Source organism: Natroniella sulfidigena (assembly GCF_023223645.1).
Lineage (GTDB): Bacteria > Bacillota > Halanaerobiia > Halobacteroidales > Halobacteroidaceae > Natroniella > Natroniella sulfidigena.
This window is the reverse complement of the sequence record NZ_JALKBY010000017.1, coordinates 1-25,285: the sequence shown is the minus strand read 5'-3', so window position 1 is coordinate 25,285 and position 25,285 is coordinate 1. Positions and strand designations below refer to the sequence as shown.

General features: G+C 34.4%; 23 protein-coding genes. 20 read left to right on the top strand and 3 right to left on the bottom strand.

The annotated features are described in order from the left end of the window. Positions 1-72: 72 nt before the first annotated feature. The gene (locus tag MWH28_RS10890; protein WP_282580215.1) at positions 73-588 is read right to left on the bottom strand and encodes a cyclodeaminase/cyclohydrolase family protein; all 516 of its coding nucleotides are present in this window, start codon (positions 586-588) and stop codon (positions 73-75) included. 388 nt (positions 589-976) lie between these two features. Between MWH28_RS10890 and MWH28_RS10885 the strand changes: the two genes are divergently transcribed. The 6 genes from MWH28_RS10885 (at position 977) to MWH28_RS10860 (ending at position 7,296) form a co-directional block, all read left to right on the top strand. Continuing rightward, a complete protein-coding gene (locus MWH28_RS10885) occupies positions 977-1,735 on the top strand; it encodes a hypothetical protein (protein ID WP_248619407.1) in 759 nt (252 codons plus the stop codon). A gap of 162 nt (positions 1,736-1,897) precedes the next feature. Continuing rightward, positions 1,898-2,518 (top strand): PilZ domain-containing protein, encoded by a 621-nt coding sequence (locus MWH28_RS10880; RefSeq protein ID WP_248619406.1) that lies wholly within the window; start codon positions 1,898-1,900, stop codon positions 2,516-2,518. A gap of 38 nt (positions 2,519-2,556) precedes the next feature. After that, positions 2,557-2,964, top strand: coding sequence for an NUDIX domain-containing protein (locus MWH28_RS10875; protein ID WP_248619405.1), 408 nt, complete (start codon positions 2,557-2,559; stop codon positions 2,962-2,964). 232 nt (positions 2,965-3,196) lie between these two features. Next, positions 3,197-4,255: an AI-2E family transporter gene (locus MWH28_RS10870; RefSeq protein WP_248619404.1), complete on the top strand. Its 1,059-nt coding sequence runs from the start codon at positions 3,197-3,199 to the stop codon at positions 4,253-4,255. Between the two features lie 207 nt (positions 4,256-4,462). After that, positions 4,463-6,322: an LTA synthase family protein gene (locus tag MWH28_RS10865; RefSeq protein ID WP_248619403.1), complete on the top strand. Its 1,860-nt coding sequence runs from the start codon at positions 4,463-4,465 to the stop codon at positions 6,320-6,322. A 29-nt stretch (positions 6,323-6,351) separates the two neighbouring features. Beyond that, entirely contained in the window at positions 6,352-7,296 is a 945-nt protein-coding gene (locus tag MWH28_RS10860; protein ID WP_248619402.1) for a glycerophosphodiester phosphodiesterase family protein, read from the top strand. Between the two features lie 41 nt (positions 7,297-7,337). Here MWH28_RS10860 and MWH28_RS10855 read toward each other — a convergent pair whose 3' ends face one another. Next, entirely contained in the window at positions 7,338-8,297 is a 960-nt protein-coding gene (locus tag MWH28_RS10855; protein WP_248619401.1) for a TDT family transporter, read from the bottom strand. A gap of 1 nt (position 8,298) precedes the next feature. Further along, positions 8,299-8,775, bottom strand: a complete 477-nt coding sequence (locus tag MWH28_RS10850) for a C-GCAxxG-C-C family (seleno)protein (RefSeq protein WP_248619400.1) — start codon at positions 8,773-8,775, stop codon at positions 8,299-8,301. 171 nt (positions 8,776-8,946) lie between these two features. On the opposite strand from MWH28_RS10850, the gene MWH28_RS10845 reads away from it, so the two are divergent. The 14 genes from MWH28_RS10845 to MWH28_RS10780 all read left to right on the top strand — a co-directional run bounded on the left by MWH28_RS10845 (position 8,947) and on the right by MWH28_RS10780 (position 25,265). Further along, positions 8,947-10,455 (top strand): GGDEF domain-containing protein, encoded by a 1,509-nt coding sequence (locus MWH28_RS10845; protein WP_248619399.1) that lies wholly within the window; start codon positions 8,947-8,949, stop codon positions 10,453-10,455. A gap of 189 nt (positions 10,456-10,644) precedes the next feature. Further along, complete coding sequence (murQ, locus tag MWH28_RS10840) at positions 10,645-11,553, top strand: N-acetylmuramic acid 6-phosphate etherase (protein WP_248619398.1); 909 nt, start codon at positions 10,645-10,647, stop codon at positions 11,551-11,553. A 33-nt stretch (positions 11,554-11,586) separates the two neighbouring features. Beyond that, on the top strand, positions 11,587-13,011 hold the full coding sequence (locus MWH28_RS10835) for a PTS transporter subunit EIIC (RefSeq protein ID WP_248619397.1): 1,425 nt from the start codon (positions 11,587-11,589) through the stop codon (positions 13,009-13,011). A gap of 81 nt (positions 13,012-13,092) precedes the next feature. After that, positions 13,093-14,136, top strand: coding sequence for a MupG family TIM beta-alpha barrel fold protein (locus tag MWH28_RS10830; protein WP_248619396.1), 1,044 nt, complete (start codon positions 13,093-13,095; stop codon positions 14,134-14,136). 1 nt (position 14,137) lies between these two features. Continuing rightward, positions 14,138-14,992 (top strand): MurR/RpiR family transcriptional regulator, encoded by an 855-nt coding sequence (locus MWH28_RS10825; RefSeq protein ID WP_248619395.1) that lies wholly within the window; start codon positions 14,138-14,140, stop codon positions 14,990-14,992. A 34-nt stretch (positions 14,993-15,026) separates the two neighbouring features. Next, entirely contained in the window at positions 15,027-16,169 is a 1,143-nt protein-coding gene (gene nagA / locus MWH28_RS10820; protein ID WP_248619394.1) for an N-acetylglucosamine-6-phosphate deacetylase, read from the top strand. After that, positions 16,156-16,887, top strand: coding sequence for a glucosamine-6-phosphate deaminase (gene nagB / locus MWH28_RS10815; protein ID WP_248619393.1), 732 nt, complete (start codon positions 16,156-16,158; stop codon positions 16,885-16,887). Before nagA ends, nagB begins: the two co-directional genes overlap by 14 nt. Positions 16,888-17,131: 244 nt before the next feature. After that, the gene (locus tag MWH28_RS10810) at positions 17,132-17,818 is read left to right on the top strand and encodes an ABC transporter ATP-binding protein (RefSeq protein WP_248619392.1); all 687 of its coding nucleotides are present in this window, start codon (positions 17,132-17,134) and stop codon (positions 17,816-17,818) included. Between the two features lie 6 nt (positions 17,819-17,824). Beyond that, on the top strand, positions 17,825-19,060 hold the full coding sequence (locus tag MWH28_RS10805; protein ID WP_248619391.1) for an ABC transporter permease: 1,236 nt from the start codon (positions 17,825-17,827) through the stop codon (positions 19,058-19,060). After that, the gene (locus MWH28_RS10800; protein ID WP_248619390.1) at positions 19,061-20,314 is read left to right on the top strand and encodes an ABC transporter permease; all 1,254 of its coding nucleotides are present in this window, start codon (positions 19,061-19,063) and stop codon (positions 20,312-20,314) included. A 257-nt stretch (positions 20,315-20,571) separates the two neighbouring features. Beyond that, positions 20,572-21,315, top strand: coding sequence for an outer membrane lipoprotein-sorting protein (locus MWH28_RS10795; protein WP_248619389.1), 744 nt, complete (start codon positions 20,572-20,574; stop codon positions 21,313-21,315). Between the two features lie 94 nt (positions 21,316-21,409). Continuing rightward, entirely contained in the window at positions 21,410-24,391 is a 2,982-nt protein-coding gene (locus MWH28_RS10790; protein WP_248619388.1) for a DMSO/selenate family reductase complex A subunit, read from the top strand. Positions 24,392-24,410: 19 nt separating this feature from the next. After that, positions 24,411-24,995, top strand: coding sequence for a DMSO/selenate family reductase complex B subunit (locus MWH28_RS10785; RefSeq protein ID WP_248619387.1), 585 nt, complete (start codon positions 24,411-24,413; stop codon positions 24,993-24,995). A gap of 81 nt (positions 24,996-25,076) precedes the next feature. Then, positions 25,077-25,265, top strand: a complete 189-nt coding sequence (locus tag MWH28_RS10780) for an adenine nucleotide alpha hydrolase family protein (protein WP_248619386.1) — start codon at positions 25,077-25,079, stop codon at positions 25,263-25,265. Positions 25,266-25,285 lie beyond the last annotated feature (20 nt).

Sequence of the window (25,285 nt, the reverse complement as noted above, 5' to 3'; positions counted from 1 at the left end):
ATAGGGTAAGCACTGATCAGTGCTTACCCTATTTGAGGTTAAAGAAGTAGTTAGAGTTAAATTTTTATTCAATCAACAACCAGTATTTTCATAGTTGTTCAGTCGTTTTTTAAAGTCTGTTACTTGTTTTTTAACCTCTGTTAGATATTCATTTTCTGCAGGGAAGAAGTGATAATTAGATTCTATGATGCTGATTCCGCCTTTGCAGCTAGTTATTAGGTTGAAGATGGCTACTTGATGATCAGCTTTGACTGTGGGGCTGATTTGAGGTTTGATCTGTTGAGCTATCTTTAAAGTTGTAAGTGCACTATCAACTATACTTAAGGGGATGTCGATAATTTCTTGTAATTGTTCTTGGTCTGTAAAGTGGTTTTCATTATTTTCTAAGAAAGCTTCTACATCATTATCAACTGCTTGTAATAAAGTAGTTTCTAATTGATCAAGGGCCAACTTTTGTTCTTGATAATTTTTGATATCACTAATATTATAAGTCAGTTTTAGTAATTGGACTGCCAGTAAGGCTGTAATGGCAATTGTTGGCCCGCCACCGGGAATTGTTTCTTCAGTAGAACCGATTAATTCAGCCAGTTCTTTAATTGATTTATCGGTAATAATCTCAATCAGCTCCTAGTTTAAATTTTTAGCTGTTTTACTAATAATTTTTTGCTAAAAAGGTGATTTTTATACTTCAATTACGATACCATAGAATAGGACTTTATTACAATATTGAGTTGACAGTTTACGGTTTACAGTTTACAGTTAAGATCAAAATCTTAAAATCTTAAGAGCTATAAAAAGCCTTAAAATTATAGCTTTAGATTGGTTTTGGGTTTAAGTTTTAAATGGTTTTAACTGTCAACCGTCAACTGTTCACTGTCAACTGATATAAAGGGATAGGAGTGACAATCTTAAAAATTATTAGTATAATTTTACTATAAAGCGAAATAAGTCTAAATTATAGAAGGAGGTAGGAAGTATGAAGAAGCTATTAATTATTATAATGTTATTGACAGCTATTTTAACTAGTACTATTGTTGGTGCTGAAGAAGATGTAAAAAGTGTGGAACTAGAGGAAGAAAGGGTAGAGAAGATTACTTCTCAATTTTCTGATTCTGGAGGTTTTCGTATTGGTGGTGGGCCACAGTTGGGAGTTGTAGGGCTTGATTTAAGTGACTTAAATGAAATAATTGACAATGATTTTGGTCAGTTTGATGATTATATAGTCTTAATCGGTGGTGGTGGAAGTATTGGAATTAGAAATGGTAGTCGTTTTGGTGGTTTTGGTATGCATGGAAGAACAAGTACAAGTAAGAAGGATGAAACTGGAACAACTAATGAAGCAATTTTAGAACTTAACTATGGTGGATTTGTGTATGAAAGAGGAGTTTGGGTTGGTGAAAAGTTTGATCTTGCTGTTGGTGCTTTATTGGGTGGTGGTAATTTAAGGTTAGATTTATTACATGATAGTGTAGAAGGTTTTGAAGATATAGTTGATAAGACAGCAGAGGGAAGTTCAAATACTGCTACCTTAGAAAAGAAGTTTGCTTTATTGGAGCCAAGGCTAAATTTGCGTTATCAATTTGGAGCTTTCACTGGAGTTGATCTGGGAGTAGGATATATCTTGACCCATGATTTTGGTGATAATTGGGAAATTGCTGATTCAGCTGTTCGAGGTGGGCCAATGAGCAATACTCACGGGCCAACAGCTACTCTTAGATTGAGTTTTGGTTTTTAGATGAAATTAATAGCATAAACGATAATTAGCAAGAATAATTTTTTAGTAGTATAAATGTTAAAAAATTCACTAAATTTGCAGGAGAATATTATATCTTATAGAATTTAAAATGTAGTAGTTTAAATTTAATGATCAATTTTTTTTAGGATAGAGGTGGAAGAAATGGCCACAAAATTGATTGATGACCTTGATTTGAAAGCTTTCTTTGAAGAAAATGGACTATCTACTAAGGAAATTGAAATAAAGATAGGTGGTCAATCGTATTCTTTGCTAATAAACGAGATACTAGCTGAAAAAAGGATGAGTTTGAAGTTCTTATCGAATAAAAGTAGCTTATTAGAAAAATTGACACTTGAGAAAAAACTGGTGCTAGCCTTTAGAGTTGATAGTGGTATTTATCACTTGCCGATTATTATCACAGATAAAAGAATGGAGGAAGATGAAATTATCTGTCTTGCTAATTTGGATAATTTCGTATTGCATATTGAGCGAAGGGGTTTTGAGAGGATAGAAATTAACAAAGAGGTCAATTATTTCTTTTCTGCTCAAGAAAGAGTAGGCTTACTTGAAAATTTAAGTGCTACTGGTGCTAAGTTAATTAGTGAGAAAAAGATTTCTGCAAATAAGATAGAATTAGATTTAAGTTTTATTGGTCTTTCATTTAATAAATTATCTGCTGAGGTTGTTTGGAGAAATCAGAAAGATGATGGTTATTTTTATGGACTGAAATTTGATTTTGAAAATATCAGTGATTATCGTGAATTACAGGATTGGTTATATTGATTGACTATTATTAAATTAAGAGTAAAGGGGGAAAAATGGTGAATAAACGGCGTAGAGGAACTGCAATTGTTGAGACTGATAGAGGGATACTCTTAACTGCTATGAATAAGAATAGATATCGTTTGCCTGGGGGAGAAGCAAAGCAAGGCGAGAGTAGATTTAGTGCTACAATTAGGGAACTAAAAGAAGAGACAGACTTGATCGCACATTATGCTAGGGTATTATTTGAGCATGAAGGTCTTAATAATAGTCATACCGTCGTCTTAATTAAAGCTAATGGAAATCCTAAACCTAAAAATGAAGTAAGGTACATTGACTTTTATAAACGTGGCAAAAAGATTCAAATAACAAAAGATACTAAAGAGATAATAGCAAAGTATTATAAGTGGAAAAGCAGAATAAATTTTAAGTTTGAGGAGACATTTGAAGTTAAGTCAACTGTTTAATAAATAGTAAGGTCTAAAAATAGAAGAATTTACTTCCGGATAAAAACCAGGTATTTAGCCTGGTTTTTACTTATTATCATTTGTAAAAAATGTATTTTGATTTTTGCTAGGAATTTAGGAAGTTTTAGAGAAATATAACTAAAAGTAATAGTTAATTAGTTATATTGGGGAAAAGTATTAATTTATATATATGATGGTAGTAGAAAATTATTTGTTGATGGGAGGTTGTCAAATGTTTACTGATAAGTTTTTTCGAGTTACAGCAGGAATAATCATGATTTTGTTGATTGTCTTTTTGAGCTTACAGATACCTAATCTTACAAATGCTCTAAAAGATATGATTTATCTTGTCTTGTTACCTATTTTATTGGCTGGTTTCTTCTATTACATGTTGCGACCAGTGGTTAAATTTTTGCACCAACAGATAGATAATAAAGAATTATCGATTTTAATTACTTTTGTAGGGGTGCTAGCTTTAATCGCCTTTATTACTTATTTTGGTGGGAGTATAATTTATATTGAGATCAGGAGATTGATTAATTTTCTTTCTGATTATGAGGTAAGTGGAAGGGTAATCAATCAAGCATTTGAACAGATAGAAGAGTTAGGGTTTTTAGGTGAATTTGATCTAGAAGGAAGGATTACCTCTTTAGTACAAGATATGGTGAATAGAATTAGTGATTATGATTATTTTGGAGTTTTTGCTTCTTTGACTCAATTTGCAGTAGTAATTTTATTGATTCCATTTTTAGTCCTCTACTTTTTAAAAGATGATCAAAAGTTGGCCCGGAGTATAATAAAGATAGCTCCACCACAGAAGCGTCCTTTAGTCAAAAAGATTTTACAGGTCATTGATTCGGTATTTGGAATTTATATTCCAAGTCAGTTAATGGTGGGGCTTGTTTCGGGGGCTATTATGTTTGTGGGATATATAATTATTGGGATGCCTAATGCAATTGGTTTATCTATTATACTGGCAGTTGCTTCAGTAATTCCTTTTATAGGGCCAGCAATTGGGGTTTTACCAGCAGTATTTATTGCTTTAACTACCAGTTTAGATTTGGTAATTAAAGTAACTCTTTTGATGTTAATTGTTCAGCAATTTGAGGGAAATGTAGTAAGACCGATCTTGCAAGGTGGTAGGTTAGATATTCATCCAGTGATTATTATTTTTGTAATTTTGATTGCGACGTTACTATTTGGAATTTTAGGTGCTTTGTTTGCTGTTCCTGTTTATGCGTCAGTAAGAGGGATTATTGGGATCTTAAATCAGGCAGAAGAGAGTATTTAAGTATGTCATTATCTTATTACAGTTAAATAAAAAAGTATAGAAGATAGATATAGTGTGCAAAATATTTGATTAGATAAGATGGAGACTTTTAAAGATCTGATTTGCATAAAGTATAAAAATGTCATATAATTTTAATGCATTGTTAGATAGCTTTTAAATTTCATATAATTGCTCTAAAAGCTGTCAATTATTTAGGAGGGAATATTAATGAAACAGTTTGAGAACTTAACAAAAAAAGAAAGATACTTTTTAATTACTTTCCTAGTTGGATTTCTAATTAAATATAATTATCTAGTAGTTCGTATATTTAATGTTCCTTCTATTACAGGTGTTATTTTAAGGAATTTAGTCCTGGTTATATTTAGTGGATATCTATTTTTGCCAGTGGTTAAATTAAAAAAAGGGCGAATTTCTTTAATACTGTTATTAACAGTATCTTCTTTATTCTTTTTAGCGAATCTTTGGTATAATCGTTATTTTGGCAATTATTTAAGCTTTACTGATATGACTAGAAGTGAAGGAATTGGATCTATTAAGGTTCTTTTCAGACATATTATTAATCTGTGGGATCTTGCTTTTATTTTGGATCTATTATTTTTAGGATTTCTTCTTTCTTCTGATAAAAAGAAAGAAGAAGTTAAAGCGGCTACACTTTTTAGTAAGAGAAAAGAAGGATTAAGAACGGTTATAGTGATTGTAATTTTATTATTGAGTAGTCAAGTCTTGATTACAAACTCATTATTGGAGAATGAAAGTCCAATGGAGCTTTATCAAAGAAGTAGTGCTGGATTTGTTAATGTTTATGGAGTTCTCCCTCTTTATGTCTATGAAGCTTATGACGCTATTAGTTTTGAGAATTCATATGCAACTGAGTTAGAAACTCCTGAGTTTTTATTAGAAGATGAGCTAGATGATGAAGCATTAATAGAAGAAGTTGAGAATATAGTTGTAATTCAAGTGGAGTCTTTAGATGAAAAGTTGATCAATTATAAACATAATGGGCGGGAAGTGACTCCTTTCTTAAATCAATTAAAAGAGGAAAGCTTGTATGCTGAAAACTTTTATACTAAGCATGTAAATGGAAGTTTTGATGCTGACTTTTCTTTTTTAACATCATTTTATCCGACAAATAGTAACTTTGTTTTTAAAGCGAATGATATGACTGAATTTGATTCTTTAGCTAGAGTTTTCAAAGAGAAAGATTATCAAACTTTAGCCTTTCATGGTAATGATAAAACTTTTTTTAATCGCCATCAAGCTTATCCTGAACTTGGATTTGATGAATTTTATAGTAGAGAAGATTTTTCTAGTGACGATAAGGTAATGGAGTTAGAGGAAGAATTTTATTTAGGGATTAATGATTATGATTTCTTTAAGCAGTCTTTGGATTATTTAGAGGAGGCTGATAGTCCATTCTTTGCTTATATGATTACGGTAACAAGCCATACACCTTTTAACTTTTATCCTCCTGATCAGAAAATAGATGAGTATAGTGATATTGAAAATCAATTGGTTCATGACTTCTTTCAGTCAATCTCTTTTGTCGATAAATCCTTAGAGATGTTCTTTGATCAATTAGAAGAGCGGGGGTTAAAGGAAGATACTTTAGTTGTAATTTATTCTGATCATGATGCGGCGGTTGATAATCCAGAGTATTCATCTAATATTAATTTTGAAGTTGATAGAAATATCAAAAAGCCTGAGCATATTCCATTGTTAATCAACCATCCTGAGCTTGAAGCGGGGAGCATAGAAAAGAAAGGTACAATTACTGATTTAGCACCTACACTCTTGGATTTGATCGGTGTAAGTGAAAAACCGGAAGGATTTATTGGTACTTCTTTGCTATCTGAGAAAGAAGCTCCAGTTCTCTTTTTACATGAATTACCTCAGGTTTTTTATCAAGATCATCTTTTTGTTAAACAATTTAATCAGTTTGAACAGGTCGGTCATTTGAAGAATAAAAGTAATGAAGATGTAAGGTTACCGCAAGCTAAAAAGGATGAAGCTTTACAGATTATTAATTATGTGCGACAGAAGATGATGTCTACACAACGTTTAGAATAAGGATTATCTTTAATACTAAGGGTGATTAAATGGAAGTAAAGTTGGCTATAGGAGTAGTAATTTTATTTTCTCTGTTGCTGTTATTTTATGGTGCTTACTATTTAGTCAATCCCGATCTGCGTGGAGAAGAGATACTCACCAAGCGGGGGATACCTTATCCAACTGTAATTGCCCATCGGGGAGCTTCCATTAAAGCTCCTGAATCTACTGCTGAGGCTTATCTTAAGGCGCGGGATATGGGGGTTGATTATCTAGAGGCAGATTTACAGCGCACTAAAGATGGGAAGATAGTTGTCTTTCATGATCAAACTTTAGAACGAACCTCAAATGTCGAAGAAGTATTTCCTGAACGAAAAGAGGACAAACTTGGAAGTTTTACTTATGATGAATTAAAAAGATTGGACTTTGGGAGTTGGTTTGATGAAAGGTATGAAGGGTTGGAGATTATTACTTTAGAAGAGTTGATAGAGATTGCTCAAGGGGGGCAATATACTCCTGGTTTGATTTTAGAAACCAAAGACTCTGAGAAATATCCTGGGATTGAAGAAGAAGTAGTTGCTATTTTAGAAGAAGAGGGCTGGATGGAAAGTGATGAAAAAAAAGAGTTTGCTAAGACTATCTTCTTCTCTTTTAGTGAAAAAAGTTTGCAAAAATTTAAAGAGTTGGCCCCTCAAGTACCTAGACTCTTATTGGTTACAGATAATATGATTAGTAGAAGCAGTTGGAGAAAGTGGTTGAAAAGAGCAGATGGGCTGGCTGATGGCTTAGGTACTAAGGGGTTTATGAGTTGGCCCTGGTATATTGCTCAAGCTCATGAGCAAGGGCTATTTGTCTTTCCTTATACAATAAATGAACTGTGGCAGATTAAACTATTAGCTTATTTTCAATCTAGTGGTTATATAACTGATCGGCCGGATCTGGTCTTAAGCTTTTTAGATAGTATTTCTGAAATTCCAATACTTAACGATGAATAAATTTAAGTCTGAGTTTAAGTAAGAGCTAAAACAAGTTTAATCTAAAGTTGCCGAGAGGCAGCTTTTTTATTTTGATAAATTTTTTCTTTACTGTTTTGAGTTAAGTAGATTGAATATTTAAGTAAGACGAAGATGACTAAGGTGACTGCTAGGGCTTCTACTATTTGAGTAGGATGATTAAGTAGAGAAATACCAAATTTCAGCTTTAAAAATTCTGTAGCTTCTTTTAATCCCATAGCTGTAATTACAAAAGGAAATGTAAAGGCTGAATAACTAGGATAAAAGCCAACTGAGAGCATCTTTGGTAGATAAATTGTAACAGCAATGATCATTATTAAGGTTAGTAAAAGTAACCAGCCAAAGATTAACATATTTTTATCCGGAAAAGCATTCATATACCCAGTTAGACAAAGGCCTGCTGGAGCTGTAAAGATAGAGATAGTTGGTAAGGCCGGTTTTTTGATTTCTCCAATTTTGAAAACCCGGTAAGTAACTATCGGAAGTAAGAGCATATAAGCAATAAAACCAAACCAAAAGATTGCCTGTCCTAATTGAATTTGATCAAAAGCTGGGGCAGTTACGCTGGCAACTACTATCCCTACATAAACGATAAAATAACTAGGGTAGACCTTCTTTAGATCAAAGTTTAAGAGAAAACGAATTGAAAATAGGATAACTAGTAAGCTATGAAGAATAATTCCGCCATACCAGATATATAAAGCTAACTGTTTAGTAAATGGGATTAGATAACTGGCTAAAATTATAACTGCCATAGAAAAGGCTGGAGCAACACTTGCTATGATAGGATTTTTTAATTCACTGATAAATCCCTTCTGAGCAAAGATTATTTTTCCAATTATAAGTAAGGATACTACTACGGCTAATATTCCAGCTAAATAACGATAATGACTACCATAAGAAAGAATTAAATTACCTGTGCCGGCTAGACCGAGCATTAACCCTGCTATTGGTACTGGAGTCTGTTTAAAGATTTCAACCATATTATTTTTCTCCTTCCACAGTAGCATTACCTGCTTTTAGTTCTCTTATAATTATCTCGGTAGCTTTAGCAGCAATCTCACCGGTAAATGAAGCACATTGTTCTTTATGTTCACCAGATGCCATATCAAATCCTTTGGTCAAGACTTTACAGCACAGGTAGTTATGATTATTTTTAAAGCTCTGTTGGAGTTCATGGACCAGTCTTAGATTATGTTCAACTCGTGGATCCCCACCTGTAGTACGACCAAAGAAATAACTGATGGCCATTACTCCACCTGAGACAGCACCACAGACACATTTAGATTTGCCGATGCCAACAGGAAAACCGGAAGCCATAGCAATGATCCGATCAGATATATCCAATTCAAAATGATCTTTAATACTGCTGATGATTGCCTCCGAGCAGTAAAATTGACCACTATTAAATAATTCTTCTGCATCTTCTCTTACTTGTTCTTTATTAACATTTGTATTCAAAACTAGATCCCCCTTAAGATTACTTTTGATTATAATATAGCACAAATAATAAAAAAAATCAATAACTAATATAAATTTATTTTATAAGAGAGGGGTATATAATGATTTTTATAGTATCGAAGAGGATATTTTATATTTTTGTATAAATATGTATAAAAAGGACTGATGTAGATGTTGCAGATTATTAAAAGAAATAGATATGTGATTGTGATTTTTGTCTTTTTGCTATTAGTATTTATCTATTATCATGGGTATCTACAAAGGATTGAATCAATTAAGGAAGAACATCAAACTCAGAAATCTTTAATTGAAAGCAATATTTTAAATTCTTTTAAGTATACCAATATTGTGTATGAGAACTTTGAAAAGAATTTGAATGAAGAAATGAAAGAATATTCTTTGTTGTTACAGGAAAAGTATAAAGAAGAGCCTGACATTTCTAATTGGGATCTTACGAGCTTACAAGCTGAATTTGAAGGTTATGAGCTTTATATTATAGATCAAGACTTAACGGTTGTAGCAACAACTTACAAACCAGATTTAAATCTTGATTTTAAGGAAGTACCTATTTTTGCCGAGTTACTTAAAGAGCGCTTAACAAAAGATGAGTTTGTAGTTGATCGGATGAACCTTTCATTAAATACAGGAGAATTGAAAAAATATAGTTATATGCCTACTTTTGATCAACAATACTTGTTACAATTAGGTATTGATATCAAGGAAAAACTTCCGATTATAGATCAGATTAATATGATCTCTGTGGCTGAGCAATTAAGTTCTAATTATGATTTGGTTGAAGATATTTCTTTTTATAAAAATATAGGGATAGAAGAAAAATCGAGCCGTAAGGTAAATTATGAAGAGCCTTATTTAGAGTCTGGTCTTTTTGAAGAGAAAGAAGAGTTTATTGAGGAGGCATTTTTTGAAGGTGAAACTATTACAGTTGAAGATAATGCTACAAATATTTATCGTTATATACCTTATTTAGTTTACTTGGCTGATGGGGAGGTCGATTGGTGGAATTCTTATATTGCTGAGATTAGTTATGATAATAGTTCTAAGATAGCAACCTTAAGAAGAGAGCGAGGATCATTTGTAGTTGATATTATTTTGATCAGTTTCGTCTTTTTAGCTTTTAGTTATCTGATGGATAAATTAATACGACAGGCTGAATATATAGCTTATCATGATAGTTTGACTAATTTACCAAATAGAAAGTTCTTTACAGAAAGATTTGCTAAATTGATTAAAATTGCTGATTATAGAGGTAGTAAAATTGCTACTTTATTTCTTGATTTAGATAATTTTAAAGAGGTTAATGATTATTATGGTCATGATGTAGGTGATGTTTTACTTTGTGAGGTAGCGAGCAGATTGCAGTCAAATTTAAGAAGAAGGGATTTTATATCTAGAATTGGGGGCGATGAATTTATTATTTTACTAAATGATATCGAATCTAAAGCAGATGTTAAGAATGTGGTAGAAAAAATAATTGCTCTCTTTGCTAAACCAGTGGAGATTAAAGGAAATAAAATTTCAGTAACAGCAAGTATAGGGATCGGTATTTATCCAGATGATGCTCAAAAAGTAAAGCAACTTCTTAAAATTGCTGATTCTGCAATGTATGAGGCTAAGGAAGAAAAAAATGATTATACTTTTTACTCTAGTATTAAAGGATAGAGTTAAAAAAATAAGTATTTAAAGCTGACTAGTGTTGGAGCGTTATCCAATGCTAGTCTATTTTTATTACGCAGATAAATTTTAGCACACTTCTGAAATAATATTTCTGATTTTTTAAAAAGTTATTGAAATATTATTTCAAAGATGTTATTATATTAGTATACAAAGTATTTGCAATGGGGTGATAAAGTGAATAAGCAATTAGACAAATTAGTAACTGAATCAAGAAATGAAGGCACAGTTAATATTGATCAAGCAAGCACATTAGAGGTAGTCAAAATGATTAATGAAGAAGATAAGAAAGTAGCTTTAGCAGTAGAGAAAGAATTACCTAATATTGCAACTGCTGTTGAGCTTATTTCTGAGAGGCTAGAAGCTGGAGGAAGGTTGATCTATTTAGGAGCAGGGACAAGTGGAAGATTAGGTGTCTTGGATGCCTCAGAATGTCCTCCAACTTTTGGAGTTAGTGATCAGTTGGTGCAAGGGCTTATTGCTGGTGGAGAAGAAGCGATAAGAAATGCAGTTGAGGGAGCTGAAGATAGTAAGGAAGAAGCAGTTAAACAACTTGAAGAGATAGGCTTTAAGGCAGGAGATGTACTAGTAGGGATAGCTGCAAGTGGTAGAACCCCTTATGTTATAGGAGGGTTAGAGTATGCTAAAGAGATTGGGTCTGATCTTATTGGCCTGACTTGTAACCCAGAATCAGAGTTAGCTCAAATAGTAGATATTTCAATAGCTCCTGTAGTAGGGCCAGAGGTAATAACAGGTTCTACAAGAATGAAAGCTGGTACTGCTCAAAAGATGGTCTTAAATATGCTAACGACTGCTACAATGGTTAAATTGGGTAAAGTTTATAAGAATTTGATGGTTGATGTTCAGACCAGTAATCAGAAGTTAGTAGAACGGGCCAAAAAGATAGTTATGCAAGCTACTGGTAGTGAGCGAAAAATAGCTACTGAATATTTAGAAAAGACTGATTATAATGTTAAGTTGGCTATTTTGATGATTAAGACAGGGTTGAAATTAGAAGAAGCTAAAAGAGTTCTTGCAGAGAACGCTGGACATTTAAGCAAGGCTATCAAAGCCGCTCAGGCTTAAGTTAATTAATTTATTAAAATGGGGGGGAAGATAATGAATAACAAAGAGTTAGTGCTGAAAATTGTTGAATTGGTTGGAAGCGAAAAGAATATTCAGCAGGTGACAAATTGTATGACCCGTTTAAGATTTAAGTTAAATGATTCCAGTTTGGTTAAGTTAGAAGCATTAAAGGAGCTAGATGGGGTATTAGGAGTTGTCGAAGATGAGACGCTTCAAGTGGTTGTTGGCCCTGGAAAAGCAGCTAAACTTTTGAATCTTTTGCAGAAGAATGTTGATCTTGAAGGTGATTTAGAAGTAGGAGAGGATTGGGAAGAGAATAAGGATAGAGTTAAGGGCAAACAAAAACAAAGTAAGCTTAAGCAAGGATTAAGAATGATTGGGGAAATATTTATTCCATTGATTCCAGCCATTATAGCTGCAGGTATTTTTAATGGGTTTGCTGGATTAATAACGAATTTTCAAAGTACAGGAACTCTTCCTGCAGAAGGTTTTTGGCAGATTACTCAATTGATTTTATCATTACTTGGAGGAGCTTTTCTTAGTTACTTTGCTATCTTTACAGGGATTAATGCAGCAAAACAATTTGGAGCTACAGAAGGCTTAGGAGGAATGATAGGTGCCTTAACGATTATGGAACAAATTGATGATATTTCTCAGGCAGTTGGAATGTATAATGCCGAAACACCTTTAGAGTCAATCTTGATTTCAGGCAGGGGTGGAATTATAGGGGTTATTATAGGTGTCTTCCTTCTTTCTATAGTTGAAAAGAAGGTTAGAAAGATTGTTCCAGATGTCTTAGATTTAATCTTTACTCCAGTAATATCTTTATCAATTATGGCTTTAGGAATGGTCTTTGTAGTGATGCCTCTATCTGGATTTATCTCTGATGGGATGGTTAACTTCTTGAGTTTATTGGTTTCTTCAGAGATAGCTGCTGTAAATATTATGTCAGGCTTTATTTTAGCAGCACTCTTTTTGCCGATGGTTTTACTAGGTTTACATCATGGTTTGATACCAATTTATGCACTTCAGTTAGAGAGTATGGGTGGAGTATCATTATTCCCAGTCTTAGCGATGGCAGGAGCTGGTCAGGTAGGTGCTGCAATTGCTATTTATTTGAAGGCTAAGAAAGTAAATAATGATAAATTGAAGCAGATAATATCTGGAGCTTTACCAGCTGGTATTTTAGGGATTGGAGAACCATTAATCTATGGAGTTACATTACCTTTAGGAAAGCCGTTTATTACTGCTGGATTAGGAGCAGGTTTTGGTGGAGCATTTATTATGTTACAAGATGTTATGTCTAGTGCTTGGGGGCCATCAGGTATTTCAGCGATACCTTTAATGCAGCCTGGGTCAATGTTAACTTACTTCTTAGGATTAGCAATTTCATATTTAGGAGGTTTTGTAATAACTTATTTCTTCATCAAAGAGCAAGAGATTGCAGAATTAAACTAATTTAAAAGTGGGGGACGGTTCTTTTATTAGGAAAGATAGAAGAGGAGCCGTCCTTACTATTTTATTTATAGGAGAGATAAAATGATAGGTATATCTGTTTTTGCAGGGATGGAAAGTACTTTAACTGAAAATATTGAATATATTCAGCAAGCTTCTGAGCTAGGAATTAATAACTTATTTACTTCACTGCATATTCCAGAAGCTAGTGAAGAATTTGAAGCTGAAATGTTAGAGCTATTGAATGAGGCTAGCAAATTAAATATGAGTATTATTGCTGATATTTCGAAAAAGTACTATGAAAGGTTAGAACTTAAAGATTATAAATTAGATTCTTTACGGCTTGATTTTGGCTTTTCTAAGCAAGAGATTGCTGAACTTACCAATAGTAGTGATTTTAGTATAACATTAAATGCAAGTACTTTAGATCGAATTCAGTTAGAAGAGATATTGAAAGCGGGCGGGGATCTTTCTAAAATTAATGCTTGTTATAACTATTATCCTAGAAGAGAGACAGGGATGTCAGAAGAGTTATTTAAAGAGAGAAATAGACTATTCAATCAATACGGGATTAAGGTGATAGCCTTTATTTCTTCTGATTACAAAACAAGAGGGCCAATTTATGAAGGGCTTCCGACTCTTGAAAAACATAGAGGCAGTGATCCTTTGGTTGCTGCTCAACATTTAATTAAGTTAGGTACTGATTTAGTGTTAGTTGGTGATTCTCGTGCTTCTGATGATGAACTTTTAAGGTTAGCAAGAATTAAGAAAGATACTGTATTACTCCCTATTAAAGCTCATACTAATTTAAATGAACAGGAAAGATATCTACTAAAGCAGACTTATACCAATAGAAAAGATCCTGGAGAATTTATAATTAGAGCTCAGGAAGCTAGAGGTTACAAGCAGGGAAGGATTCTTCCTAATAATACAACTGAAAGATTAAAATATTCTGTTACAATAGATAATCAAAAATATTTAAGGTATGAAGGAGATTTACAGATTTTGAAGAAGAATTTAACAGCAGATCCAAGAGTAAATGTAGTAGCAGATGCAACGGAAGCTGCGATGTTGATAGAAGTTTTAGAACCAGGGGATAAGTTCGAATTTCAAATTAAGGAGGAGTAGTATGAGTGTAGTCTTAAAAATTAAAAGGAGGAAAGATGATTTTACACAATCTGAGACAAAACTTGCTGAGTATGTATTGGAGAATAAAAGTGAGGTATCTAATCTTTCGGTGCAAAAGCTTGCTAATTTAGCAGGTACTAGCCCAGCAAGTGTAATTAGATTTTGTAAAAAAGTAGGATATAATGGTTTTCAAGAATTCAAGATTAATCTAGTTAAAGATTTAACTGAAAGTAAAAATAAGGAAACTAAAGTCTATGAAGATATTACTGTTAATGATACGATAGCTGAGACGATGCAGAAGTTGGCTCATCAGAATATTGAGGTAATTGAGAATACTATGAAACTTATAGATGAAAAAGAAGTAAAAAAGGCTATTGAAGCAATAGATACTGCGGAAAGAATATATATATTTGGTGTTGGTGCTTCGGGATTAGTAGCTAAAGATTTTCAATATAAGTTAATGAGAATAAAAAAGACTGTTATCTCATATCTTGATAGTCATACCCAACTTGCATCTGCTGTTAATATTGAAGAGGATGATTTAGCAATCGGGATCTCTTATAGTGGGCAGACTCTTGAAATATATCAGGCACTCAAACAAGCAGGACAAAAAGGAGCAACTACACTATCTATAACTAAATATGGTCAAAATCCTTTAAGCGATCTAGCTGATATTAATATTGATGTTGCAGGTACTGAATCAAATATCAGGGTTGGAGCTATAACATCAAGGATTGCTCAATTAACTGCGATAGATCTTTTATTTGTTGGTTATACCAAGAATGATTTTGAAATAATATCTAATTACATTAAAAAGACAAGGGCAAGTGTAGAAGATTTTAAGTTAGATAAATAAGGAATTTAATATGCTATAGTTGTGAGGTGATAGTATGCAAGCAATAATTAATGGTAAAGTTATTTTTCCCGATAAAATATCTGAAGAAAAGGTTATTATATTTGAAGACAAGATAATAGATATAGTTGATCAAAAGAAGTTTGATAGTAAAGATCTTGAAATTATTGATGCTCAAAGAAATTATGTAGCACCTGGTTTGATAGATCTTCATATTCATGGAGCAAAAGGATTCGATGTGATGGATGGAAGTATGGAAGCATTAGAAGAGATTAGTAACTCGATTGCTCGAAGCGGGGTAACAGCATTCTTGCCTACGACGATGACGATGGAGTTTGAACTTATATATCAAGCATTAGAAGGAATTAGAAGAGCTATGGAGAAAGATTTAGACGGGGCTAAGATTTTAGGAGCACATCTTGAAGGTCCATTTATCAGCTCGAAATATAAAGGAGCTCAGAATTCAAAGTATATTAAAAAACCGGATTATGAACTGATAAAGGATTATTTAGATTTGATCAAGATAATTACCTATGCTCCAGAGGAAGATGAGCAATTTTTATTTTTAAACTCAGTACTGGAGAATAAAGATGTCGTCTTGGCACTAGGACATACGGATGCTAGTTATGAAGAAGCAGCGGCAGCAATAAATAGGGGAGTAAAACATGCTACACATCTGTTTAATGCAATGAGCCCGTTACATCATAGAGCTTTGGGAGTAGTTGGAGCAGTTATGAATTCAGAAATAAGTGCTGAAATTATTGCAGATAATATTCATTTAAATAAAGCTATCTATGATTTGTTGAGTAAGATAAAGCAAAACGATCAGCTGGTATTGATCACCGATGCTATGAGAGCTGCTTGTCTTGAAGATGGAGTCTATGATTTGGGAGGGCAAAAAGTAGAGGTTAAAGATAATAGTGCACGACTAGCTGATGGGACTTTAGCAGGTAGTGTTCTGCAAATGAATCAGGCAGTAAAGAATGTATATCAAAATAGTGATCTATCCTTAAATCAAGTGATAAACTTTGCAAGTTTAAATCCAGCTAAAGTGATTAATGTTGATTCTGAGCGAGGAAGCCTTGAGAAAGGGAAATATGCTGATCTTATAATGTTTGACGAAGATTTTGAAATTGTAACAACTATAATTGAAGGAGTTGTGAGGTATGAAAATTATTAAAACTAAAGATTATGAGATGATGAGTAAGAAAGCTGCTTTTATTGTTGCCAGCCAGATAGGGCTTAAGAAAGATTCTATTCTTGGTTTAGCAACTGGAGGAACCCCTGTAGGAATGTATCAAGAGTTGATCAGGTTCTATCAAGAAGGAATGATCGACTTTGAGAATGTTACTACCTTCAATCTTGATGAATACTATGGATTATCTGGTGATGATGAGCAAAGTTATAGATATTATATGGAGGAAAACTTCTTTAAAGATATCAATCTTAAACCTGAGAATATTCATATTCCTGATGGGATGGCAGATGATGTTTCTGCAGAATGTGACAGATATAATCAACTGTTAGAGGCAGAAGGTGGTATTGATTTGCAGGTGCTAGGGATTGGAAGAAATGGTCATATTGGATTTAATGAGCCTGATACTGAATTTAAAGTAGGTACTCATTTTGTGAAATTAGATGATGAGACGATAGAAGCTAATGCTAGATTCTTTGATAATCCAGAAGATGTACCCCAAACAGCTATTAGTATGGGGATTAAGAATATTATGCAGGCTAAGAAAGTAGTATTGCTGGCTAATGGCTTAGAGAAAGCTGATGCAATCAAGAAGACAATTGAGGGAAGTATCTCACCTCAAGTACCTGCATCAGTACTACAGTTACATCCTGATGTTACATTTGTGCTAGATGAACAGGCAGCTTCTAAACTGGATAGTTGATTTTACTAAAGCACACCTGATTTCAGGTGTGTTTTTCATGTTTTTGTAGGGTTATATTACAATTCAGTTTAAGTTTGAGTCTAAGTCTAAGCCTTATGTTTCTAGTGGTTGACTTAAACTTAACCTCAGCCTTAAACTTAAGCTATATATCAATTAAATTTCAATTCAGAATATTTTTTATACATTATGTAAATAATTAGAATAGATCTCAATAAATGATTTAGTAAAAGAAGGGTGAATTAGTATGGGGTTGTTAAAGCTAGAAGAGGTAGAAAAGATTTATCGTCAAGGTGAGATAGAAGTAGCTGCTTTAGGAGGGGTAAACTTAGAGGTTGGTAAAGGGGAGTTTACCTCTATAGCAGGGCCTTCTGGTTCGGGGAAGACTACTTTGTTAAATATGGTGGGGTGTTTAGACAAACCAACTACTGGTGAAGTATACTTAGAAGGAGCAGGAATTAGTAGCTTGGATAAAGATCAACTGGCCTTATTGAGAAGGGAAAATCTTGGCTTTATCTTTCAAGGGTATAATCTGATACCTGTCTTAACTGTCTATGAAAATGTAGAGTTGGCCCTTAAATTGTTAAAGGATAGATCAAATAAAGATATCAAAGAGCAGGTAATGAAGATTATAACAGCAGTTGGCTTAGGAAAAATGGCTGATCGCAAACCGAATGAATTATCGGGGGGCCAACAACAGAGAGTAGCCATTGCTAGAGCTTTGGTTAAGGAACCTAAGATTGTACTAGCTGATGAGCCAACAGCTAATCTTGATTCAGAAACCAGTCTTGATGTATTAGAAGTGATGGTTGAGATGAATCAAAAATTAAAGACTACCTTTATCTTTTCTACTCATGATCCTTTAGTTATGGAGTCGGCTAGAAGAGTAATTAAATTAAAGGATGGAGAGATTATTGCTGATGAGAGGGGTTAAATTTTTATGTTTTTAGTCAGGTTAGCTATCAGAAATTTAACTCGCAATAAGAAGAGAACTTTATTAGTGGCTCTGATTGTAGCCTTTGGAATAGCTTTCTTTGTTATGTTTGATTCATTGGTCTTAGGATTAGAAAGAAATTATTATAATAATGTAATTGACTTTGAAAGTGGCCATTTACAGTTAGTTGATGATAATTATTGGACTACACAAGCTGAATTGCCATTGAGTGATTTGATTGCGATTGATGATGAGTTACAGCAGAGTCTTGCTCAAGTTCCTGAATTGAAATCTTATGCACCACAAATTAGATTTTCGGCTAATATCAATAATGGACTGGATGAGTTGCCAATTACGGCAGTAGGGGTTGATGGAGACAGAAAAAAGGATGTCTTTAAATTAGAGGAGCATCTGGTAGCAGGGGAGTTATTTAGTGCTGACCAATCAGGAGCGGTATTAGGAGAGAATTTGGCCCAGTTAATGGATTTTGAAATAGGCGACTACTTATTATTGGTATTTACAACCCAAGAGGGGGCCTTTAATACTTTAGAAGTAGAGATAGTGGGATTAGTTAATACTCCTAATCCTCAAATTAATGAGCATCAAGTTTATATACCTTATCACAAAGCTAGCACAGCACTTAATTTAAAGAATAAGGCAACAGAGGTTATATTAAGATTAGAGAATAATAATGTAATAAAGGCTAAGGAATTTATTAAGGATAATATAATTGCAGGGGCGGATGACTATGGAGTTTATACCTGGCGGGATTCTGCTCAGGATATAGTAGCTATAACTGAGGTACATAGTATTGAAAATCGAATTATTAGTTCTTTATTTTTATTAATTGCAGCGGTAGGGATCATAAATGTGATTATTTTAGCTGCTTTAGAGCGGATTAAAGAGATTGGGATGATGAAGGCTATGGGAATGAAAGAAGAGGGGATTATTAAGGTCTTTATGATCGAGGGGTTAGGAATTGGTCTAATCGGCAGTTTGCTTGGTAGTTTGATGGGAGGAGTTGGTGTCTATTGGTTGAGCAATTTTGGAATAGATTTAACGGGAGCAATAGATTCTGACTTTGGTTTACCAGTTATTGAGAGGACTTATGGAGTTTTCAATCCTTCAGCATTTACTTTGATCATTACTTTTTCTATTGTTATTTCTTTATTAGCCAGTATCTTTCCAGCTTATTGGGCCGCCTGCAAGAGTCCAATCGATGCTTTAGGGGGAACAAATTAAATGAAATATTTATTAGTTATAGCTGCTAGAAACTTAAGTCGACATAAATTAAGAACTTTAGTTTCGATTATTGCTATTGCTTTAGTAGTGGCCATAGTTACTATGGCCCGCGGACATATTGTAGGTTATTTAGAAGCGACTTATGAGTCATATATTAATTATGATACTGGTCATGTCAAGATTGTTAATCAAGATTATCAAGGGCGGGAGCGGTTACTTTCTTTAAATTATCCAGTAGCTGGCTTTGCCCAAGAGGGGCTTTCTAAGATGAAAGAAGAGTTAGCTGAAATTGATGAAGCCAAATACCTCTTACCAAGAATCAAGTTTGGTGGGGCAGTAAATCAAGGAGATGAGATGACAAATGTAATGGGCTGGGGGTTAAAGATAGATCGAGAGATAGAGGCTATAGACTTAGACCAACAACTGAAGACCGGTCGGATGCCATTGGCAGATAGTAAAGAGGTAATTATGGGCCAACGGTTGCTAGAGCGACTTGATCTAGCAGTAGGAGAAGAGGTTACTATTTTATACAATACAGCCTTGGATTCCTTCCAAGGTTCTACATTTGAAATAGTGGGAGCATTGGAGACAGGACTAGGTTTGATTGATGGTAATGTCTTTGTCCTTGATTTAGCTCAGGCCCAGCAGATGCTTAATATGTCCGATGAAGCGACAGAATTACTGCTTATTGGAGCCCATCGTAATCGAACAGAGGAGTTATTAATGGAAACAAAGCATTTGTTTGAAGGTGTGGGTTCTGTAGAGTATAGCATTACTCCTTGGGATGCACCTGGTAATCTAATCGATTATTTTAAGGTTGGAGAAAGAATCTATAATGTAATCTATATTTTCTTTTTGTTGATGGGTTGTGTCGTCTTAATCAATACCATGTTGATGATAATTAGAGATAGAGTTAAAGAGATTGGTATGATGTCAGCACTAGGACTTAAAAGGAGGGAGATTTGGCAACTTTTCTTATTAGAAGGAATGTTCATGGGAGTAATTGGTAGCTTGGGCGGGGTCTTGTTGGGAGGAGCAGTGACCAAGGTTTTTTCAGTACGAGGGATTGATTATGGAGAAGCAATGGATGCTTTAAGTGATGATCTATTAATAGAGACAGTTGCTTATACTGATTTTAGCTTTCAAAATTTATTTTTGAGCTTCTTGTTAGGGGTAGTGATTGTTACGATAGCGTGTATCTTTCCAGCTTGGCGAGCAGCGAGATTAGATCCTAGTGAAGCCTTGCGGGACTAAAGTGCAATTAATAGTGAAGATCAAGTTCTTATTAAAGTTATTTAAGACTTTTTAATTTTAACTTGTATTGATTCGTGGTTTCTCTGCTTTAATGGTTTTCCTTCGGGTTCTTTGAACCCTTCGTGATGAAAAAATCAGTTCTTAGATTTTTTCTATCCTTACGGGTCTTTATCAAGACCCTCCATGAAACCCACAAAGATTGTATCCACTGTCAACTGTAAACTGTAAACTGTACACTAATATTGAGGGGGTTGCTGATGAATAAAACCAGATTATTAGCAGTTATAATATTAGCAAGTATTTTGTTATTAGCACCAAAGGCTTCTGCGTTGACTGCTGAAGAGATCATAGAACGGGTAGATAATAATCATTACGTAGAGCAAGCAAGAATGGAATCTGAACTGGTTATTAAGACTGATAGAAAAGAGATGACTAAGGAGTTAATTATTTATCTTGCTGGCAATTCAGCCTTGGTTGAATTCACTAATGCTACTGATAAAGGGACTAAATATTTAATGATTGAAGATGATTTATGGATTTCATTTCCTGATGTAGATGATCCAGTTAGGATTTCTAATCGGATGTTAGAGCAAGGGATGGCAGGGAGTGATTTTTCTTATCAGGATTTAATGGAACAAGAGCAATTATTGGAGTTGTATGATTTTGAAATTATCGATCATCAGGAGTATCAAGGAAGAGCTAGTTATTTAATCGAAGGTGTGACTAAAGATGGAGTAAATAACTCCTATTATCGTAGAAAGCTGTGGGTTGATCAAGAGCGATTTGTCTATTTAAAGGAAGAACTTTATTCTCGCGAGGGACGATTGTTAAGAACGATTGAAGCTGAAGAAGTAGAGCAGTTTGGTAAACGGTGGTATGTGACTGAATCGCTGATTGATTATAAGTTAAGGTCAGGTTCTAAAACCTTATTTAGAGTTACAGGGATAGATTTTGAGCCTGATATTTCTGAGGAGATTTTCAGTTTGCAGGGATTAAAGTGAAATTTTTAAGAAAATTGGTCAAAAAAATAGAAAGAAGACTCTTCTTTTGATAAAATAATTGTAATTCGTATCAATCGGAAGGAGAAGTTAGCTAATGACAGTAATAGATGATCTTAAGATTAAAGAGTGGATTTATAATCTATTGGGCAGATATTTTTATCGTCAGCCTACTTACAAAGACTTAACAAAGTTAAAACAGGATAATTATTTTGAGCAAGTAATTAAATTAGGAAGAGATCAGGGTTTAGATGTAGAGCATCTAACTGAATTTGTAACTCAAATTTCTGAATTATCAAATTTAAAGTTAGAGCAATTGCAAGCTGAATATCGACGATTATTTGTTGGCCCGGGGGAGTTAGTAGCTCCACCTTGGCAATCAGTCTATCGAAATGATGGAAATATTATCTTCAGTGCAGATACTTTAGCTGTACGGCGATTTTATCGATGCTGGGGCTTTCAGCTGGCTAGTCAGATCAAAGAACCTGATGACCACCTTGGTTTGGAATTAGAGTTTATGGCCTTAACTACTGCAGATGTTTTGCAGGCTATTGAAGGTAAGGAGCGAGATAGGTTATTAAAACTCCTTAAAACACAACACAAATTTCTAACAGATCATCTTTTGCAGTGGGTAGATGAGTTTGTTACTAGAGTAACTGCTAATAGTGAAGAGAATTTTTATACAGGATTAGCGTTATTTACTTTACAGTATTTAAAGCTAGATGCTAAATTAGTAGAAGGCTTAATCTCTGACTTAGATGAGTTAGTAGGGTTGGAAGTTGGTCAACGCTTAGATCTGACTGGCTGTAAGGGTAGGGGTTTGGAAAGAGGAGAATTTGTAGAAGAGTTTCAAGAGGTAGAGCGGATTATACCTACTGGAGGTACTAACAACTGTGGAGGGCGATGTTTGATCAAAGCCCATGTCAAGGATGATATCATAGTTCGCTTAAGTACTGATGATCAAAAGCCAGATCAACCAGCTACTCCTCAGGCTAGAGCTTGTGTCAGGGGGCGAGCATACCGTAAGACAAATTTCAGTCCTCATCGTTTGAAATATCCGCTAAAGAGGGTTGGCCCGCGAGGAGAAGGTAAGTTTGAGCGAATTTCGTGGAAAGAGGCTATTGAGACTATTGCTAGTGAGATTAGAAGGATTGGAGATCAATACGGGCCAACATCTCGTTACGTTCATTATGCTTGGGGTTATAATGCTAGAATCCAAGCTATGAGCTTAGCTGAGAGGTTACTTGCTTTGGATGGGGGCTATTTAGGTAAATATAACTCATATAGCACTGCTTGTACAAAGTATGCTACGCCATATACTTATGGAACTACAGAAACAGGAAATAGCTTAGATGATTGGGTCAATTCGGAATTAATTATTTTGTGGGGACATAATCCTGCCGAAACTGTCTTTGGCCCGACGATGTATCATTTACACCAGGCTAAAGAGGCTGGAGCTAAGATTATAGTTGTAGATCCTAGATATAGTGATACAGCTGTGGCATTAGCAGATGAATGGATTTCAATCTTGCCGACTACTGATAATGCAGTAATGGATGCTATGGCTTATGTAATGATTACAGAAGATTTATATGATCAGGAGTTTGTTGAGAAGTATTGTATAGGTTTTGATCAATCACAAATGCCTAACGGCGTTGCTGATGCTCAGTCTTATAAATCATATATCTTAGGAGAATCTGATAATATAGCGAAGACACCGCAGTGGGCTGAAGAGATTTCAAAAGTACCTGCTGATACTATTAAAAGATTAGCTAGAGAGTATGCAACAGCTAAGTCAGCAGCTTTAGTCCAAGGTTGGGGGCCACAACGCCATGCTTATGGTGAACAGGTAGTTCGTGGTGGTACTGTCTTAGCAGCAATGACTGGAAATGTAGGTAATAATGGTGGTTGGGCTTCAGGAGCTGGCTATGTTAGCAGGCAGACTGTTCCTAAAGTACCGATTCCACCTAACCCCGTTAAGGCTAAGATTCCTGTCTTCTTATGGACAGATGCTATTGTGAGAGGTACGAAGATGGGAGCTGAAGATGGGGTTAAAGGTGTTGATAAATTATCTAGTAATATCAAATTGATCATGAATTTAGCTGGTAATGCTTTAATTAATCAGCATTCCGATTGTAATCGGACAGCTCAGATCTTAAAAGATGAAAGTAAAGTAGAATTTATTGTTGTCAGTGAGCTATTTATGACCTCTAGTGCCAAATATGCGGATATTTTATTACCTGGGGATACCTTCTTTGAACGAAATAATATTTCAACCCCTTGGGGCTATGGAGATTATGTAATCTATAATAATAAAGTTGTTGATGCTCCATTTGAATGTCGGAGTGAATATGATTGGTTAGTTGATGTAGCTGATAAACTAGGAATTAAAGAAGAATTTAGTGCAGGTAAAAAGAGTATGGAAGATTGGTGTAAGTGGATTGTAGAAGGAATTCAAAAACACCACCCTGAATTTCCAACTTATCAAGAGTTTAAAAAAAGTGGAATCTATAAGTGGAGTTATGACGAGCCTAAGGTAGCATTTAAGGAGCAGATTGAAGATCCAGCTAATAATCCATTTCCTACTCCATCTGGTAAGATTGAAATCTTTTCTAAACGTCTATTTAAGATGAATCAACCACAAGAGATTCCAGCAATACCTAAGTATATTCCAGCTTGGGAAGGGCCAAGTGATCAATTAACTGAAAAATATCCACTCCAATGTATTGCGTGGCATTATAAACGTCGTTGTCATTCGACTCATGATAATAATGATTGGTTAGAAGAAGTGGCTCGGCAAGAGATCTGGATTAACCCTCAAGATGCTGCTGTTAGAGGAATAGAAGATGGAGCGGAAGTAAGAGTATTTAATGATCGAGGAACGATACAGATTCCAGCTAAGATAACTCCAAGAATAATACCAGGAGTTGTAGCCATTCCCCAAGGGGCTTGGTGGGAGCCTGATCAAGATGGAGTGGATAGAGGAGGAAATATTAACACCTTGACTACTCACCGTCCAACCCCTTTAGCTAAAGGCAATCCTCAACATACCAACTTAGTGGAGGTCAGTACTATTTAAAATAAGAAGGAGGTTGCAGATGTCTAAGCAGTTAGGATTTGCCATAGAACAGAATCGATGCATGGGATGTAAAGCTTGCCAAATAGCTTGTAAAGATAAGAATAATTTAGGGGTAGGCCAGTTTTTCAGGGAGGTTATTGAAGTAGAAGGTGGTAGCTATCTAGAGCAAGGAGCTGCTTTGAAGCCACAAGTTTATGCTTATTGGATCAGTTTAAGCTGTAATCATTGTCAAAAGCCAGCTTGTCTAACTGTCTGTCCAGTAGATGCAATTACTAAAAGAGAAGAAGATGGGTTAGTAATAATAGAGCAAAAAAAGTGTATTGGCTGTAGAAAGTGTGAACAAAGCTGTCCTTATGATGCTCCTCAGTATTTGAAAAAAGATAAGCAAGTAGCTAAATGTGATTATTGTATCGAGTTAGTAAAGCAGGGCAAAAAGCCGACTTGCGTAGCAGCTTGTCCAATGCGTGCTTTAGATGCAGCTTCAATTGCTCAACTAGAAAAAGAATATGATGGTATTAAACAGGTTAAAGAAGTAACTAAATCTGTTACTAATCCTTCGATAATAATTGTTCCACATTCCGCTATAAAAAATAATTACTCCTAACAAGAAGGTAATTTTTATAAACTTAGAGAATATAATGGATAATGTACGTTTTTAATAGACTGTAAATAGGAGGCTGTGAAAATGATTTGTGAGAGAATATTATTAGCTACTGATTTTTCTAAACGAGCTAACAGTTTGATCGATACTGTTAAAAAGCTTAAATTAACAGGATTAAAAGAAGTTGTTTTAATTCATGTAATTAATATCGAAAGGCACTATCGTTGCATTGTTAAAAAATATAGATTTACTAACTCAATCAAATCAAATTAGCAATCAAAAATTTATAGCTT

Coding starts and splice junctions, on each gene's coding strand:
- MWH28_RS10885 (WP_248619407.1), top strand. CDS start 977: ATGAAGAAGCTATTAATTATTATAATGTTATTGACAGCTATTTTAACT.
- MWH28_RS10880 (WP_248619406.1), top strand. CDS start 1,898: ATGGCCACAAAATTGATTGATGACCTTGATTTGAAAGCTTTCTTTGAA.
- MWH28_RS10870 (WP_248619404.1), top strand. CDS start 3,197: ATGTTTACTGATAAGTTTTTTCGAGTTACAGCAGGAATAATCATGATT.
- MWH28_RS10865 (WP_248619403.1), top strand. CDS start 4,463: ATGAAACAGTTTGAGAACTTAACAAAAAAAGAAAGATACTTTTTAATT.
- MWH28_RS10860 (WP_248619402.1), top strand. CDS start 6,352: ATGGAAGTAAAGTTGGCTATAGGAGTAGTAATTTTATTTTCTCTGTTG.
- MWH28_RS10855 (WP_248619401.1), bottom strand. CDS start 8,297: ATGGTTGAAATCTTTAAACAGACTCCAGTACCAATAGCAGGGTTAATG.
- MWH28_RS10845 (WP_248619399.1), top strand. CDS start 8,947: ATGTTGCAGATTATTAAAAGAAATAGATATGTGATTGTGATTTTTGTC.
- MWH28_RS10835 (WP_248619397.1), top strand. CDS start 11,587: ATGAATAACAAAGAGTTAGTGCTGAAAATTGTTGAATTGGTTGGAAGC.
- MWH28_RS10830 (WP_248619396.1), top strand. CDS start 13,093: ATGATAGGTATATCTGTTTTTGCAGGGATGGAAAGTACTTTAACTGAA.
- MWH28_RS10825 (WP_248619395.1), top strand. CDS start 14,138: ATGAGTGTAGTCTTAAAAATTAAAAGGAGGAAAGATGATTTTACACAA.
- nagA (WP_248619394.1), top strand. CDS start 15,027: ATGCAAGCAATAATTAATGGTAAAGTTATTTTTCCCGATAAAATATCT.
- nagB (WP_248619393.1), top strand. CDS start 16,156: ATGAAAATTATTAAAACTAAAGATTATGAGATGATGAGTAAGAAAGCT.
- MWH28_RS10810 (WP_248619392.1), top strand. CDS start 17,132: ATGGGGTTGTTAAAGCTAGAAGAGGTAGAAAAGATTTATCGTCAAGGT.
- MWH28_RS10805 (WP_248619391.1), top strand. CDS start 17,825: ATGTTTTTAGTCAGGTTAGCTATCAGAAATTTAACTCGCAATAAGAAG.
- MWH28_RS10800 (WP_248619390.1), top strand. CDS start 19,061: ATGAAATATTTATTAGTTATAGCTGCTAGAAACTTAAGTCGACATAAA.
- MWH28_RS10795 (WP_248619389.1), top strand. CDS start 20,572: ATGAATAAAACCAGATTATTAGCAGTTATAATATTAGCAAGTATTTTG.
- MWH28_RS10790 (WP_248619388.1), top strand. CDS start 21,410: ATGACAGTAATAGATGATCTTAAGATTAAAGAGTGGATTTATAATCTA.
- MWH28_RS10785 (WP_248619387.1), top strand. CDS start 24,411: ATGTCTAAGCAGTTAGGATTTGCCATAGAACAGAATCGATGCATGGGA.
- MWH28_RS10780 (WP_248619386.1), top strand. CDS start 25,077: ATGATTTGTGAGAGAATATTATTAGCTACTGATTTTTCTAAACGAGCT.